We start from the raw sequence: 14,624 nt of genomic DNA, 5'->3' as shown, positions 1-14,624 counted from the left end.
CATGGACAATCAAGATAAAATAATTAACAAAATCAAAAGTGCTGCTCAAAAGGCAGAACATCAGGATTTTCCGGGAATGGATAAAGTTTGGGCGCGTTTAGAAGACAAGCTCGATCAAAAAGTACTGGAAACCAAAACGAAACTTTGGAAAAAATTAGCCATAGCTGCTTCACTGCTATTGTTTGTTTCTTTGGGTTATCAGTTTTTTAAAAACGACACTAAAATCAATTCATCTTCTGAAATCAATGAGAACAAAGTAGTTATTCAAAAAAACGAAACCAGTAGCGATAGCATAGTTCCTTCTGAAAATATCAAAACCGAAGCTCCAGAAATTTTGCAAAAGCAATTAGAGAAACAAAATCCTGTTGCAGTAGTTGAAAATCCTACTCCAAAAAATGACACCAAAATAATTGTTTCTGATAAAAAGGCTGAAGAATCCAATATTCAGGCAGACGGAATCATCAGTCAGGAATCGAATAGTATTTTAAGTGTAGCTCCGTCAGCTCCTGTAGCGGCAAAAAGCCTTGCACCAGTAGCCAATGAATACAAAGAAAAAGCAGCTATGTTTTTTTCAAAAACCAGCCCTGTAAAAACTATTTCAGGTGTTTTAACTGACGCAAAAGACAACATGGTTATTCCGGGAGCATCAATTCAAATCAAAGGAACCAAAAAAGTTGCCTTTACTGATTTGGAAGGAAAATATACGATAGATGCTGAAAAAGGGGAAATACTAATTTTTAACATGATAGGGTACAAAACTAAAGAAGCTATAGTTAGTAACTCGGATGAATTAAATCCTAAACTCTCCCCTGCCTCCGATGCTTTGAATGAAGTGGTAGTTGTGGGTTATGGAACAGCACGAAAAAATCAGGCAAAAAATGCAGCGCCAATAGCTAAATATGGGACAACCAAATTTTACAAATCAGAAAAAGAAAAATCTGTTCCGCACATAAAAGATGCTTTATATGTAATTAACGGAGAAGCATTCGACGAAGTTTCCTTATTTGGTCCCAATCCTACAAGCCCCTATGCCCCATTGGACAAACAAAAAATTGAAAGTGTTCAAGTTTTATCTAAGGAAGAAATTTATAAATACAGCAATGTAATTGGCCAGAGAACTTACAATGGAGTAGTAATTATTACCACTGAAAACGGAATTCCACTGAAGCGTTAATTCGCAAAAATACTGTCAAACATTTTAAAAATTATTGTCATGAAAAGTCTAAAACTTATTTCATCAGCCCTTGCTATGCTCTTTTCTATCCTAACTTTTGGACAGGAAATCACCATTACCGGAACAGTAACTGACCAGACTGATGGTTCAGTTCTTCCTGCTGTTTCTGTTACAATTAAAGGAACTAAAACAACTACTCTGACTGATTTTAACGGAAATTATTCCATTCAGGCTCAAAAAGGAAAAATATTAGTTTGTAGCTACATCGGTTATCAAACCAAAGAGGTAAAAATTGGAAACTCAAAAGTGATCAACATTAGTCTACAAAGTAATTCTTCATCCCTACAGGAGATTGTCGTTGTGGGATATGGGAACAACCATAAAGGCAAACTTTACTCTGCTAAGGCTGTTGCTTATGAAAAAAAGAATTTAAACAAGGTTGCTTTGAACCAACATACGAGAACTACTGCAATGGTAATGCCTGCAAAAGCAAAAGCAGAATCAATTACTGAACCTCTTCAAATTTATGGAAATACAAATCCCATAAACATCAATCCTCCATTGCCAAACACGCCCAATCAGGAAGATTACGAAACTTTTGTTGAAAATCAGTTTGAAACTCCTAAAAACGCACCACTTTCTACCTTTTCTATTGATGTGGATAATGCTTCTTATACTAACATTCGTCGCTTTATTAATAACGGACAAGCCGTTCCTAAAGATGCCGTTCGAATCGAAGAAATGATGAACTTTTTCAAATATAATTACCCACAACCTAAAGAAAATCATCCTTTTTCTATTAATACTGAATACAGTGATTGTCCCTGGAACAGTAAACATCAATTATTAAAAATAGGATTGCAGGGCAAAAACATTCCAACCGAAAACTTACCGGCTTCCAATTTGGTTTTCCTGATTGATGTGTCAGGTTCGATGAGCGACCCCAACAAACTCCCATTACTCAAACAATCGATGAAAATTTTAGTAAACGAATTGAGAAAAGAGGACAAAGTCGCCATGGTGGTTTATGCAGGAGCAGCAGGAATGGTTTTGCCTCCAACATCTGGAGATCAAAAACAAACGATTATTGATGCTTTAGACAATCTGAATGCCGGAGGTAGTACCGCAGGAGGTGCCGGAATTGAATTGGCATACAGAACTGCTATTGCCAACTTTATCAAAGGAGGAAATAACCGTGTTATTCTGGCTACTGACGGCGATTTTAATGTAGGCACTTCATCAAACAAGGATATGGAAACCTTAATTGAAGAAAAACGAAAATCAGGTGTTTTCCTGACTTGTTTGGGTTACGGAATGGGAAATTACAAAGACAGTAAAATGGAAATCTTAGCCAACAAAGGAAACGGAAACTATGCTTATATCGACAACATTCAGGAAGCCAATCGCTTTTTAGGAAAAGAATTCAAAGGTTCCATGTTTGCCATTGCCAAAGATGTCAAAATCCAAATTGAATTTAATCCTAAACACGTTCAAGCCTACCGTTTGATTGGCTATGAAAACCGAAAATTACGTCCTGAAGATTTTAAAAACGACGCTATTGATGCCGGCGAATTAGGCAGCGGACATACCGTTACCGCCTTATATGAAATTATCCCGACAGGCATTGACAGTGATTACAGCGTTTCGGATTTAAAATATACAAACACGACTATAAACAAAGAGTCTTATAGTAATGAATTAGCAACTATCAAATTCCGTTACAAAAAACCCGATGGCGATAAAAGTATTGAAATGGTAAAAGTAATTGATAACAAATCAGTTCCTCTTAATAATTCTTCTGCAGATTTCAAATTTACAACGGCCGTAGCCTGGTTTGGATTGAAATTAAAAGATTCAAATTTGGTTCCGAATAAGGAAACCGAAAAGATAAAAAATCTAGCCAAAGAAGGATTATCTAATGACGAAGACGGTTACAAAGCAGAATTTATCCGTTTGATAGAAACCGTAAAATAATCTATAAAAAGAAACCATTAAGAAGTTAAGTTTAATAAGTTTCACGCTTATTTTTCTTAATCTCTTAATGGTTTAATTATTTGTAATTTACTTATTTTTTGCCTTTAAGCATTTCTCTATTTTTTTGCTCTTTTAAAATCACACTAATATGTGGCTGAGTCCATTTTTTAATTTCACTTTCAGCTATATTCAGACTATTTGGACTGGAAACTAACTGATACCAAGGTTTTGGTTTGTCAAATTCATAAGCTCCAAAAACAATCACAGGAGTTCCTTTGACTTTGACGTTTTCATCATCCTTAAGTTCCCATTCATCAGCCCAATCATACAGATATTTAGCATCTTTTTCTTGAAGTCTCAAACAAGAATGTGAGGCTGGATAACCTGGTAATTCATATTGATGCCATCCTACACCTAGTTTGTTTTCAATATTAAAATTCCATTTTAAATCCCACTCATCGTTAAAAGTACTGATAGTTTCCTCTGCTTTCCAATTGGTAAAAAACAATCCTGTTGGTGTGGGATCTTTTTTTCTTCCCATATTTGTTGGTCCTGTGTAAACCAACTGGCCATGCTCGTAAGCTCCAAATGTTTGTGTTGGATATGAAAAGTAAATGATTTTATCAATTTCTTCCAAATAAGGAATTTCTAGCGGAAAAGGCAAATAATAAGCTAAATCTCCCGAGCTGTCATTGGGCACTACAATGGAATCTAATTTTTTAAGATTTTGGGCATCCGTTCTATTAATAGCATACACAATATACAATTGTGTACTATCATTAGTCGCTTTTTTTAACCATTCTTTAGTGTTTTCAAAATGATAGGAGACATCCTTTGGTTTTTTGCGCTCAATTTTAATTACTTTTTTTTCTTCTTTTACTGTTTTATCATTCTCTTTACAAGAAAATAAAACAGAACCTACAACAGCACTAAGTATAAATAGTATTGGCTTCATAATGATTCAATTTTTAATTATTTAAAATTACCCCATTAAAAGCTCTACTCCCTTATACAATTAACCTAATGATTTATAAAATTTAACCTTTGATGTAAATAAAAAACCATTAAGAAATTAAGTTCCATTAAGTTTTGCGCTTAATTTCCTTAATCTCTTAATGGTTTAAAAACTTATATGACTCCTGCCTGTCGGCAGACAGGTATATGTTTAAACCTAAACCAAAGCAGAAGCAAATTCCATTCGAACGCTTCCGTCTTCATCAATTTTAGTCAAATTGATTTGGTGTAAAGTATTCACTAATTCAGGATTCCAAGGCGTTTTTACTTTTACGTAATTCTCGGTAAAACCATGAATATAACCTTCTTTATTTTCTCCTTCAAACAAAACGGTTCTGCTGGTTCCTAACTGGCTTTCGTAAAAAGCACGACGTTTTTTAACCGATAATCCGCGGAGCATTTTGCTGCGCTTTGCACGAACATTCGAAGGAACCACTCCTTCCATTTCGGCAGCTTCGGTATTATCACGCTCTGAGTACGTAAAAACGTGTAAATACGAAATATCCAAATCATTCAGAAAATGATAGGTTTCTAAGAAATGCTCATCGGTTTCTCCCGGAAAACCTACAATCACATCCACGCCAATACAGGCGTGAGGCATTACTTCGCGAATTTTATTCACTCTTTCGGTATAGACTTCTCGCAAATAGCGACGCTTCATCAATTTCAAAATATCATTGCTTCCTGATTGTAGCGGAATATGAAAATGCGGTACAAAAGTTCTACTTTTCGAAACAAATTCAATCGTTTCATTCTTCAATAAATTCGGTTCGATAGATGAAATTCGCAAACGCTCTATTCCTTCTACCTCATCCAAAGCCTGAACCAATTCCAGAAATGTATGCTCGTGTTTTTTATTCCCAAATTCCCCCTTACCGTAATCCCCAATGTTTACTCCAGTAAGTACAATTTCTTTGATATTTTGCGCCGAAATCTCTTTTGCATTTTTCAATACGTTCTGCAATTCGTCACTACGGGAAATCCCACGAGCCAACGGAATAGTACAATAAGTACATTTATAATCGCAGCCATCCTGAACTTTCAAAAAAGCACGGGTACGATCTCCTATAGAATAACTGCCTACATAAAAATCGGCTTCGGCAATCTCGCAGGAATGCACTTCGCCCATGTCATTTTTAGACAAATCATTGATATAATCGGCTAATTTGAATTTCTCGGTAGCGCCTAAAACCAAATCCACTCCATCAACACTCGCCAATTCTTCGGGTTTCAATTGGGCATAACAGCCTACAGCAGCAACAAAAGCTTTGTCATTCAGCTTCATCGCTTTACGCACCACTTGTTTGAATTGTTTATCGGCATTTTCAGTCACCGAACAGGTATTGATGACATACATATCAGCCACTTCCTCAAAATCGACACGATCAAAACCTTCGTCTTGTAAGTTACGGGCAATTGTCGAAGTTTCTGAAAAATTCAGTTTACAGCCTAAGGTATAGAAGGCTACTTTTTTACGTTTCTCCATAAGTAAGCGCTATCTAATGAAATCGTTGTCAAAAAAATAGCGTGTGCAAATTTACATATAAATTGCAAGAATTAAAATCCGATTATCATTATATTTATAAATAGATTCTAAATATAGAAATCATGCAATCAGCTAATTTACAAAAGGATAAACTGGAGTTAATTGAAAAGATTATCCACACGGAAGATCAAAGCACTTTGGATTTTTTAAAAGATGTCTTCATTGATGATAATTCAGAATATAAACTAACTGAAGAACAAAAGTTAATTATAGAAGAAGCTACAGCAAAATACTATTCCGGTGAAGACCCCGGCCTCACTTGGGAACAAGTAAAAAACAATGCCAGAAAAAGAAATTTCCAAGACTAGTAAAAATCCAAAGAAAAAATTTTAATAAAAAGTAAAATTTGGGCGTGCCCTCCGTAAAAACTTCGGGTCGGGCTATTCGCTCTATCTTTATGGCTTTTATCAAAGCCATAAAGGATACCGCTGCTATCCCTCACGCAAATCTGAGATATAAGAAAATCTAAATGTTATTTTAAGTTTTGTAGTTATTTATTGATATATTTGAGATAAACATAGATTCTTTATGACCTTTAAAAAGTATATTCCACAAATTTCTTTCACTTTATTACTCCTTTTAGCTATTCCATTTGAATCTGGCTTTACTATTCAAAGCCTAACAGGTTGGAATATGGTTATTCCAAGTACTAGTTATTTAGAAATAATAGTTTTGATTATAATTTCATTAATCACATTTATTTATTGGAAGACAGCAAAAAGCAAAATTGATTTAAAGCTATTTACACTTCATTTTATTTTGACAATTCCTCTTGTACTATGGGCACGATTTAATTTTCCTATCCGTCAATTTACTGCAAAAAATTCAACTGATATTTTTGAGATGATTAATTTAATAGATAGAATTCTTTATTCGGTTCTACTATTATTTTTCATAGGACAAGTCATTTTTGCTTTTTTACTTTTTAAAATAAGAAAGATAAACAAATAACTAACCTTAAAACAATGAAGAAAACCACTCTATTTCTTTTATTATTAACGTTCATTTCTTGTAATCCATTTAATGAAGATAAGGTTTTGAAATACAAAAATGATTTAAGTAATTTAGTTTCAAAATTTGAAAAATATAATAATGGTATTTATGATAGTGATGAATTCGATGAATTTATAATTGGTGATATTGAGCAATTAGATATTGATTTAATTGTAAAAAATGGAAATAAAAAAAATCCAACTTATTCTGGATTTATCGAAGAAAATGATAGCCTAATTATTTTTATTAAAAAACCTAACAACATATTTGATAAGGAAAAAAGAATCATTTATGATTCACATAAAACCCCAAAAAAATTTGGGAACAATCATATTACTGGAGCTTCATACAAACTTATACAATTAGATGAAAGGTGGTATTATTCTGAAATAGGATTTGATTAAAATAAAACAAATACAAACCCCGCTCCGCAAAGTCACCGACTTTGAGGATGCGTTCATCAGTCTATGACTGATATATAAAAAATCGGTTAGAAACCGTAAATCACTACCTCAAAGTCAAAGACTTTGCGGAGCACCAACAAAAAAACCAGTAAAAAACTAAGCTTTTAAGAACCGCTCTTAAATTACCTTAATTTCTTAATGGTTTAAATTATAATTATAAAAATCTTAAGCCAAAATAAATCTTTGGATTACTTCAGCAACACCGTGATTATTATTAGAAGCTACAACCACATCACCTTTGTCTCTTAAATGGGCATCTACATTATCAACCCAAACACCAAGACCTGCATATTCAATCATTGATAAATCGTTGCCTGCATTCCCCACCGCAATCACTTCCGATTGCAAGATGTTTAATTTATCTGCCAGGAATTTTACACTGGCTCCTTTATCAATTCCGGTTTGAGCCGCTTCTAAGAAAAAAGGTTTGGACATACATACACTCAAATGTGGCATGGCAGTTCTCAAATCGGCTTCCACCTCTTTCAAATAACTAGGCTCTTCCAGCAAAATACATTTAATTGCCGAAGTTTGCACACGCTCTTTAAAATTAGGCACTACTTCGTGTTCCAAGCCCGTGATATTCACCTCAACATCAATATATTCTGAATGGGTTTCGCTCACCACTTTTCCGTCCAAATAGGTAATAATATGCGTTTTCTTTTCCTTGCTGTAATCATACAAGGTATGAATTTGCTCTTGAGTTAAACTTTGTTCGAAGATTACTTCGTCATTTTTTAAATCGGTAATTACGGCTCCGTTAAACGAAATCATATACGAATCCATTAATCCCAAATCCCTAGCATATTCAATCATTGCTGGCGTTGGTCGCCCAGAAGCTAAAATAATTTGTACTCCTTTTTCTTTGGCTTTAAAAAGCATCGCTCTATTTTCATCCGAAATGATATGGTCATCGTTCAACAAGGTATCATCCATGTCAAGAACCAACATTTTGTATTTCATCTTTTATTTTTTTAATCTACTATGATTTTGTCTGGTATCAAAAATTTGAAGAATTCTAATTTCAGTTTCCGAATGAATTTTATAAATAATCTTATAATTTCGAACAATCATTCTTCTGTAAGGTTCTCCTAAAAATTCATCCACCTGATATTGCTCCGTAAAATGAATGTTTTTACTCTGCGTAACAATATCTCTAATGACATTTTTAGCTCCTTGAGGTGACTTTAATTGGAGAAAATCAAAGATTAGTTTTAAATCGGCTTTGGCTTGATTATCCCAAAGTATCCTAATTGGCTTTCCCATGTTACCAATTTTCGATTTCTTTTTCTAAATCTTCAAGTGTAGTATAATTGCCTGATGTAATTCGTTCATCAGCCTCTTTAACCATATTGATATATTCTTCTTTATCTACCGGATAACCGCTAATAGTATGGGCAACAGTTTCTTTATCTAAAACTATTTTCAGCGCCATTATTTTTTTGAGTTTACTTTCATCGTTAATATGAAGCAACCAATCCAACAATTCTATTTTCTTTGCATCTATATCCATTTCGACAGTATAATTAGAATAACAAATATACAACTATTAAATATTCAATCGAAACTCTTCAATTACAGGATTTGCCTTAGAAAAATCAGTTTCCTGAATAAACAATTCTACTGCTGAACCAGAACTTCCAAAACCAGCCAATCTAGCCGATTGAATATTGTCTTTTATCACCGTATCAACACCGGCAGCTTCTATTTTTTCTTTCAAAGCCAAAGCTAATACTTCACTCCCCGAAAACACTTTCATTAATCCCATGGTACCCTTTTTATTTATTTTTTATTCTTCTTCTCCGTCCTTTTCTTCGTATTCGTCAAGTTCCTCATCTTTGTATTCTTCATCATAATCCACATCTTCAAAATCAAAGATTTCAGGCTCTTCCATCATTTTATCGGCCAAAATTTCTATTCTTTCTGATAATTGATCTCCAAAAATAATACGTTGCGTTTTAGCAATACTATTCGAAATACGCATAATCTTAGTTTCGTGACGCAATTTCAAAATTGGATTTGCATCATCCAATATGAACATTTTCAATCGGTTTACATTGTAACCCGCTGTAGAAAACATATCATTCAATTTATTTGGAGTACCAATTAAAACGTCGATTCCGGTAGAAACATAATTTTTATCATAATCCATATCACCTTTGTCATGAACACCATAAACTTCCAGTTCACTGTACTTTCCGTACTTTTCAAAAAGCGCTTCCATTTCTAAAACTTTATCTTTGTCCTCCACAATAATTAAAGCTCTTGGCGATTCTTCAACAGAACCAATCAATCGCTGAATCACATTGAGCACAATTGTAGTGGTTTTTCCTTCTCCATCTGGCGCGATAATAATACAATCGACACCACTTTTTATAGTCGAAAAAGTTTCTTTTTGGATATCATTTGCCTCGGTTAATCCGTTTTCAATTAATCCCTGCTGTAACTTTTCGTTTATTTTTTTTAGTTTCATTTTTATAGTTTTTACACAAAGATTCGCTAAGTTTTAATTATAATTCTTTTGCGTTTCTTTTTGTTTTCTCTTTGTGAATCTTTGTGAAATAATTTATTTACTTGCAAACAGCTTTACATCATTTTCAGATATCTGGCTTCCGCCAAGGATAATCAAACGCTCCACCACATTGCGTAATTCACGGATATTTCCCGTCCAATCGTATTCTTGTAATAACTTGATCGCATCATCCGAAAATTTCTTCACTGCATTCCCTTGTTCCGAAGCAATTTTTTCGGCAAAATGAGTCACCAATAACGGAATATCCTCGCGTCTGTCATTCAGCGAAGGTACTTTAATTAAAATTACTGCTAATCGGTGGTATAAATCCTCACGAAAGCGTCCTTCTTCGATTTCTTTTTTCAAATCTTTATTCGTCGCAGCAACAACACGCACATCCACTTTAATGTCTTTATCCGCACCAACTCGGGTAATGATATTTTCCTGTAAAGCACGTAATACTTTGGCCTGAGCCGAAAGACTCATATCGCCAATTTCATCCAGAAAAATAGTTCCTTTATCGGCCGCTTCAAATTTACCCGCACGGTCTTTCACCGCCGATGTAAAAGCGCCTTTTACGTGACCAAACAATTCGCTTTCTATTAATTCTGACGGAATCGCAGCACAGTTCACTTCGATTAAAGGAAAAGCAGCACGCTCACTTTTTTCATGCAGTTGATGCGCAACTAATTCTTTTCCGGTTCCATTAGGTCCAGTAATCAGTACACGGGCTTCGGTTTGAGCCACCTTATCAATCATAACTTTTATATGATTAATTGCTTCGCTTTCGCCAATCATTTCGTAGTTTTTGCTGACTTTTTTCTTTAGAATTTTATTCTCAACTACCAGTTGTTTTCTGTCTAAAGCATTGCGAACCGTATTCAATAAACGATTCAAATCGGGCGGTTTCGAAATGTAATCAAAAGCACCTAAACGCATCGCCTGAATAGCCGTTTCCATATCGCCATGCCCCGAAATCATCACCATCGGAATTTCCGGCTTTATCTTTTTGACTTCTTCCAGTAATTCGACACCATCCATTTTTGGCATTTTGATGTCACATAGAACCAAGTCGTAATCGTTATTTTTTATTTTTTCGTAGCCTGAAACACCATCTTCCGCTTCTTCAACCTGATAAGCATCATTTTCTTCCGAAAGAATTTTAGTAAGCACCCTTCTAATTGCGGCTTCGTCTTCGATAATTAGTATTTTACTCATATATTTTCTAAATTCTGAGGTTCTAAGTTACTAAGATTCTGAGTTCTTTTTTTTAAACATTAAAAAAACCTTAACAACTTAGAACCTTAGTCGCTTCAAATTAATATTTTAACCAACGGTACAATTCTTTCCAACTTGGTTTTTTCCCATACATCAATATTCCCACACGATAAATTTTGGCAGCAAACCAAACCACCAATAAAAATGTCCCAAATAATAATGTAATTGAAACGGCTATTTGCCAAAATGGAACTCCAAAAGGAATTCGCATTAACATCACAATTGGCGAAGTTAACGGAATAATCGAAAAAGCAACTGCAATCGTACTATTAGGATCATTAACTACGCTAAAAAAACCAACATAAACACTTAACATTAAAGGCAAAATCACAGGCAAAAGAAACTGCTGTGAATCGGTTTGATTATCGACAGCGGCACCAATGGCTGCATAAAATGAACTATATAAAAAATAACCTCCGATGAAATAAACCACAAAACCAATCAAAATGCCGGCTATAGGCAAATTCCATAATTCTTTGAGATACAATTGAGCTGTTCCTGTAAATTCTGTTGCAGAATGCTCCATTAATGCAGGCGATAAATTAGCCGCTGGACCAACATTTACTCCAAAAAATACAGAAGCTGCAAACAGTAATGAAAGTCCAATAATGACCCAAATGGTAAACTGTAAAATTCCCGCTAATGATGTACCAATAATTTTGCCAATCATTAACTGAAAAGGTTTTACCGAAGAAATAATAATTTCTATAATTCGGTTTGTTTTTTCTTCAATCACTGATCGCATGACCATATTCCCATAAATAATAATGAACATCATGATTAAATAACCAAAAGCACCACCAATAGCGATTTTAGCTTCATTCAACCCTTTTAAACCTTGTTCTCCTGATGTTTTTGCTATAGCAATATTAACATGGGCCTGCGCTTTTTTTATAGCCAAAGTATCTAAATGCGCATTTTCCAGATTGATTTTAGTAATTTTTCTGGCAATAATATCCTGAGTATTTTCAATAAACGAAATACTTGGACTGGCATTAGAAATAAACTCTATTTTGTTTTCTAAATCAGTTACAGCTGTAGTTTTAGGAATAAGCAATAATCCTTCATAACCATTATTAGCAATACTGTCTTTCAGGTACTGACTGTCAATTTGGGAAAAATCAAAATATTTATAGTCGCTGTCCACATTATTCTGAGCAACAAATTCATTGGCAAACAAACCCGTTTCGTCATGAATAGCCACTCGTTTCACATCGGCTTTCATCGAACTCAAATAGCCCACAAATATTGCTACCGCCACAAATAACAATGGACTTAAAAAGGTCATTACAATAAAGGATTTATTGCGCACCTTGGCAAAAAATTCTCTTTTTATAATCAGTGATATTACACTCATTTCTTGATTTTAGATTTTAGATTGTTGACTTTAGATTTTAGATCTTAGGTTTTACTCTAAAATCTGAAATCTGAAATCTAAGCTTTTTCAGTTACTGTTTGAATAAAAATATCGTTTACACTCGGAATTTTTTCTACAAAGTGAGTGACTTGCCCGCGTTGTGTTATTAAATTCAATAATTCATTAGGCAGTGCATTACCTATTTGAATTTCAAGTTTTAATTCTTTATTCAAGGATTTAAAATTAGCCGGGCTAACAGTGAATTTCTGGGTAATATCATACATCAAACCTTCTACATTATCGGTTAAAACCCCCACTTCAAAACTATTGGTCTTATGTTGTCTTTTAACATCGTCTAATTTCCCTTCGATCAATTTATTCGATTTATGAATCAAAGCAATATGATCACATAATTCTTCCACACTTTCCATTCTGTGAGTCGAAAAAATAATTGTAGAACCCTGTTCTTTCAAAGCCAGAATTTCGTCTTTAATCACATTAGCATTTACAGGATCAAAACCGGAGAAAGGTTCGTCAAAAATCAACAATTTAGGTTTGTGCAACACACAAACTACAAACTGGATTTTCTGTGCCATACCTTTAGAAAGTTCCTGAATTTTCTTGTTCCACCAACCTTGAATTCCCAATCGGTCAAACCAATATTCCAGTTGTTTTTTGGCTTCAGCCTTAGACAAACCTTTCATTTGTGCCAAATACAAGCATTGTTCACCCACTTTCATGCTTTGGTACAAACCTCTTTCCTCTGGAAGATAACCAATATATTGTACGTGTTTGGGTTGCAATTTTTCGCCATCCAGGATAATTAGACCACTATCTGGCATGGTAATTTGATTAATGATTCGAATAAGGGAAGTTTTTCCGGCACCATTAGGACCTAAAAGTCCATAAATACTGCCTTTAGGAACAGACAAAGAAACTTCGTTTAATGCCACGTAATCTCCGTATTGCTTCACTACTTTATTGACTTCTAATAAGGTATTCATGCTGATTTTTTGAATTTTCTTCTTCAATTAGGCCTTTTCGACCTTGCGGCTGTAAAAGTAAATAATTACTACCTAAATCGATTACAATTGTTTCATAAAAAAACCCATTGGCCGCGGCGAATGGGTTTATATGATTTTTATTTAAAAAGTCTAAGAAAACATATCTTTTACTTTCTCAAAAAACGATTTATCTGATTTTTCAGGATTTGGTGAGAAGTTATCATCTTCTAAATATTTCTCGAAGAATTGTTTTTGCTCTTTGTTCAATGTTTTAGGAGTCCAAACATTTACATGAACTAACAAATCCCCATTTCCATATCCATTGATACTTGGGATACCTTTTCCTTTTAATCGAAGAATTTTTCCTGATTGGATTCCTTCTTCTAATTTGATTCTTACTTTACCGTTGATAGCCTCAATATCTTTAGAAACTCCAAGAACAGCCTCAGGGAAACTTACATATAAATCATAATGTAAATTCTCTCCTTCACGCTTTAGAAATTCGTGCTCTAACTCTTCGATAGCCACAATTAAATCTCCGGGAATACTGTTTCCCGGCGCATCGTTTCCTTTGTTAGAAACTTTTAATTGCATACCATCCACAACACCGGCAGGAATTTTAATAGAAACCGTTTCGTCTTCTACAATCATTCCTTGCGCATCAGCGTTAGATGGTTTTTTATCTAAAATTTGACCAGACCCACCACAAGCAGGACAAGTTGTCGCTGATTGCATTCTACCTAAAATAGTATTAGTCACTCGCATTACCTGTCCCTGACCATTACAAGTAGAACAAGTTTTGTAAGTAACTCCAGGAGCCTGAACTTTACGTTTTACCTTTACTTTTTTCTCAACACCATTAGCAATTTCTTCCAAAGTCAGTTTTACTTTGATACGCAAATTGCTTCCTTTAGCACGACGAACACCGCCTCGGCTTCCGCCTCCGCCAAAACCACCGAAACCACCTCCAAAGATATCACCAAACTGACTGAAGATATCATCCATGTTCATGTGATGACCTCCGCCAAAACCGCCAGAACCGTCAAAAGCTTGGTGTCCAAATTGGTCATACTTTGCTTTTTTGTCAGGATCACCTAAAACTTCATAAGCTTCTGCCGCTTCTTTGAACTTTTCTTCTGCCGATTTGTCTCCAGGATTTTTGTCAGGATGAAACTCAATAGCTTTTTTTCTGTAGGCTTTCTTTATCGCCGCAGCATCCGCATTTTTAGAAACACCTAATATGTCGTAAAAATCTTTTTTCATTTGTATTTATTTTTTAAAACGCATTGCAATGCATTTCTACCCAAA

16 protein-coding genes are annotated in these 14,624 nt (G+C 34.5%); 5 read left to right on the top strand and 11 right to left on the bottom strand.

Going from position 1 to position 14,624, the window contains the following annotated elements; all coding sequences use genetic code 11:
• Position 1: 1 nt before the first annotated feature.
• Both FDM27_RS02645 and FDM27_RS02640 read left to right on the top strand, forming a co-directional pair.
• Complete coding sequence (locus tag FDM27_RS02645) at positions 2-1,174, top strand: carboxypeptidase-like regulatory domain-containing protein (protein ID WP_140485074.1); 1,173 nt, start codon at positions 2-4, stop codon at positions 1,172-1,174.
• A 39-nt stretch (positions 1,175-1,213) separates the two neighbouring features.
• Positions 1,214-3,148: a vWA domain-containing protein gene (locus FDM27_RS02640; protein ID WP_140485073.1), complete on the top strand. Its 1,935-nt coding sequence runs from the start codon at positions 1,214-1,216 to the stop codon at positions 3,146-3,148.
• A gap of 91 nt (positions 3,149-3,239) precedes the next feature.
• Here the strand turns inward: FDM27_RS02640 and FDM27_RS02635 are convergent, their stop codons facing one another.
• The gene (locus FDM27_RS02635) at positions 3,240-4,103 is read right to left on the bottom strand and encodes a L,D-transpeptidase (RefSeq protein WP_140485072.1); all 864 of its coding nucleotides are present in this window, start codon (positions 4,101-4,103) and stop codon (positions 3,240-3,242) included.
• A 216-nt stretch (positions 4,104-4,319) separates the two neighbouring features.
• Complete coding sequence (gene mtaB / locus FDM27_RS02630; protein ID WP_140485071.1) at positions 4,320-5,648, bottom strand: tRNA (N(6)-L-threonylcarbamoyladenosine(37)-C(2))-methylthiotransferase MtaB; 1,329 nt, start codon at positions 5,646-5,648, stop codon at positions 4,320-4,322.
• A gap of 122 nt (positions 5,649-5,770) precedes the next feature.
• Here mtaB and FDM27_RS02625 point away from each other — a divergent pair, with 122 nt between their 5' ends.
• From FDM27_RS02625 to FDM27_RS02615, 3 genes are all read left to right on the top strand, one after another.
• Positions 5,771-6,016, top strand: a complete 246-nt coding sequence (locus tag FDM27_RS02625; protein ID WP_140485070.1) for an addiction module protein — start codon at positions 5,771-5,773, stop codon at positions 6,014-6,016.
• A 220-nt stretch (positions 6,017-6,236) separates the two neighbouring features.
• Positions 6,237-6,659, top strand: coding sequence for a hypothetical protein (locus FDM27_RS02620; RefSeq protein WP_140485069.1), 423 nt, complete (start codon positions 6,237-6,239; stop codon positions 6,657-6,659).
• A 14-nt stretch (positions 6,660-6,673) separates the two neighbouring features.
• On the top strand, positions 6,674-7,105 hold the full coding sequence (locus FDM27_RS02615) for a hypothetical protein (RefSeq protein ID WP_140485068.1): 432 nt from the start codon (positions 6,674-6,676) through the stop codon (positions 7,103-7,105).
• Between the two features lie 225 nt (positions 7,106-7,330).
• Here FDM27_RS02615 and FDM27_RS02610 read toward each other — a convergent pair whose 3' ends face one another.
• The 9 genes from FDM27_RS02610 to dnaJ form a co-directional block, all read right to left on the bottom strand.
• A complete protein-coding gene (locus FDM27_RS02610) occupies positions 7,331-8,128 on the bottom strand; it encodes a Cof-type HAD-IIB family hydrolase (RefSeq protein ID WP_140485067.1) in 798 nt (265 codons plus the stop codon).
• 3 nt (positions 8,129-8,131) lie between these two features.
• Positions 8,132-8,431 carry a type II toxin-antitoxin system RelE/ParE family toxin gene (locus FDM27_RS02605; protein WP_140485066.1) on the bottom strand — a complete coding sequence of 100 codons (300 nt, stop codon included), beginning with the start codon at positions 8,429-8,431 and terminating at the stop codon, positions 8,132-8,134.
• Position 8,432: 1 nt separating this feature from the next.
• Entirely contained in the window at positions 8,433-8,678 is a 246-nt protein-coding gene (locus FDM27_RS02600) for a hypothetical protein (RefSeq protein ID WP_140485065.1), read from the bottom strand.
• Between the two features lie 36 nt (positions 8,679-8,714).
• Positions 8,715-8,933 carry a putative signal transducing protein gene (locus tag FDM27_RS02595; protein ID WP_140485064.1) on the bottom strand — a complete coding sequence of 73 codons (219 nt, stop codon included), beginning with the start codon at positions 8,931-8,933 and terminating at the stop codon, positions 8,715-8,717.
• A gap of 21 nt (positions 8,934-8,954) precedes the next feature.
• Complete coding sequence (locus FDM27_RS02590; RefSeq protein ID WP_140485063.1) at positions 8,955-9,638, bottom strand: DEAD/DEAH box helicase; 684 nt, start codon at positions 9,636-9,638, stop codon at positions 8,955-8,957.
• 93 nt (positions 9,639-9,731) lie between these two features.
• Positions 9,732-10,895, bottom strand: a complete 1,164-nt coding sequence (locus FDM27_RS02585; RefSeq protein WP_140485062.1) for a sigma-54-dependent transcriptional regulator — start codon at positions 10,893-10,895, stop codon at positions 9,732-9,734.
• 100 nt (positions 10,896-10,995) lie between these two features.
• Entirely contained in the window at positions 10,996-12,312 is a 1,317-nt protein-coding gene (locus tag FDM27_RS02580; RefSeq protein ID WP_140485061.1) for an ABC transporter permease, read from the bottom strand.
• Positions 12,313-12,389: 77 nt separating this feature from the next.
• Positions 12,390-13,316, bottom strand: coding sequence for an ABC transporter ATP-binding protein (locus tag FDM27_RS02575; protein WP_140485060.1), 927 nt, complete (start codon positions 13,314-13,316; stop codon positions 12,390-12,392).
• Positions 13,317-13,466: 150 nt separating this feature from the next.
• Positions 13,467-14,579, bottom strand: coding sequence for a molecular chaperone DnaJ (gene dnaJ / locus FDM27_RS02570; protein WP_140485059.1), 1,113 nt, complete (start codon positions 14,577-14,579; stop codon positions 13,467-13,469).
• Positions 14,580-14,624 lie beyond the last annotated feature (45 nt).

The sequence above is a fragment of the Flavobacterium sp. GSA192 genome (assembly GCF_006386525.1).
In the GTDB taxonomy this organism is placed as follows: Bacteria; Bacteroidota; Bacteroidia; order Flavobacteriales; family Flavobacteriaceae; genus Flavobacterium; species Flavobacterium commune.
This window is presented reverse-complemented; position numbering and strand designations above follow the sequence as displayed.

Coding starts and splice junctions, on each gene's coding strand:
- FDM27_RS02645 (WP_140485074.1), top strand. CDS start 2: ATGGACAATCAAGATAAAATAATTAACAAAATCAAAAGTGCTGCTCAA.
- FDM27_RS02640 (WP_140485073.1), top strand. CDS start 1,214: ATGAAAAGTCTAAAACTTATTTCATCAGCCCTTGCTATGCTCTTTTCT.
- FDM27_RS02635 (WP_140485072.1), bottom strand. CDS start 4,103: ATGAAGCCAATACTATTTATACTTAGTGCTGTTGTAGGTTCTGTTTTA.
- mtaB (WP_140485071.1), bottom strand. CDS start 5,648: ATGGAGAAACGTAAAAAAGTAGCCTTCTATACCTTAGGCTGTAAACTG.
- FDM27_RS02625 (WP_140485070.1), top strand. CDS start 5,771: ATGCAATCAGCTAATTTACAAAAGGATAAACTGGAGTTAATTGAAAAG.
- FDM27_RS02620 (WP_140485069.1), top strand. CDS start 6,237: ATGACCTTTAAAAAGTATATTCCACAAATTTCTTTCACTTTATTACTC.
- FDM27_RS02615 (WP_140485068.1), top strand. CDS start 6,674: ATGAAGAAAACCACTCTATTTCTTTTATTATTAACGTTCATTTCTTGT.
- FDM27_RS02610 (WP_140485067.1), bottom strand. CDS start 8,128: ATGAAATACAAAATGTTGGTTCTTGACATGGATGATACCTTGTTGAAC.
- FDM27_RS02605 (WP_140485066.1), bottom strand. CDS start 8,431: ATGGGAAAGCCAATTAGGATACTTTGGGATAATCAAGCCAAAGCCGAT.
- FDM27_RS02600 (WP_140485065.1), bottom strand. CDS start 8,678: ATGGATATAGATGCAAAGAAAATAGAATTGTTGGATTGGTTGCTTCAT.
- FDM27_RS02595 (WP_140485064.1), bottom strand. CDS start 8,933: ATGGGATTAATGAAAGTGTTTTCGGGGAGTGAAGTATTAGCTTTGGCT.
- FDM27_RS02590 (WP_140485063.1), bottom strand. CDS start 9,638: ATGAAACTAAAAAAAATAAACGAAAAGTTACAGCAGGGATTAATTGAA.
- FDM27_RS02585 (WP_140485062.1), bottom strand. CDS start 10,895: ATGAGTAAAATACTAATTATCGAAGACGAAGCCGCAATTAGAAGGGTG.
- FDM27_RS02580 (WP_140485061.1), bottom strand. CDS start 12,312: ATGAGTGTAATATCACTGATTATAAAAAGAGAATTTTTTGCCAAGGTG.
- FDM27_RS02575 (WP_140485060.1), bottom strand. CDS start 13,316: ATGAATACCTTATTAGAAGTCAATAAAGTAGTGAAGCAATACGGAGAT.
- dnaJ (WP_140485059.1), bottom strand. CDS start 14,579: ATGAAAAAAGATTTTTACGACATATTAGGTGTTTCTAAAAATGCGGAT.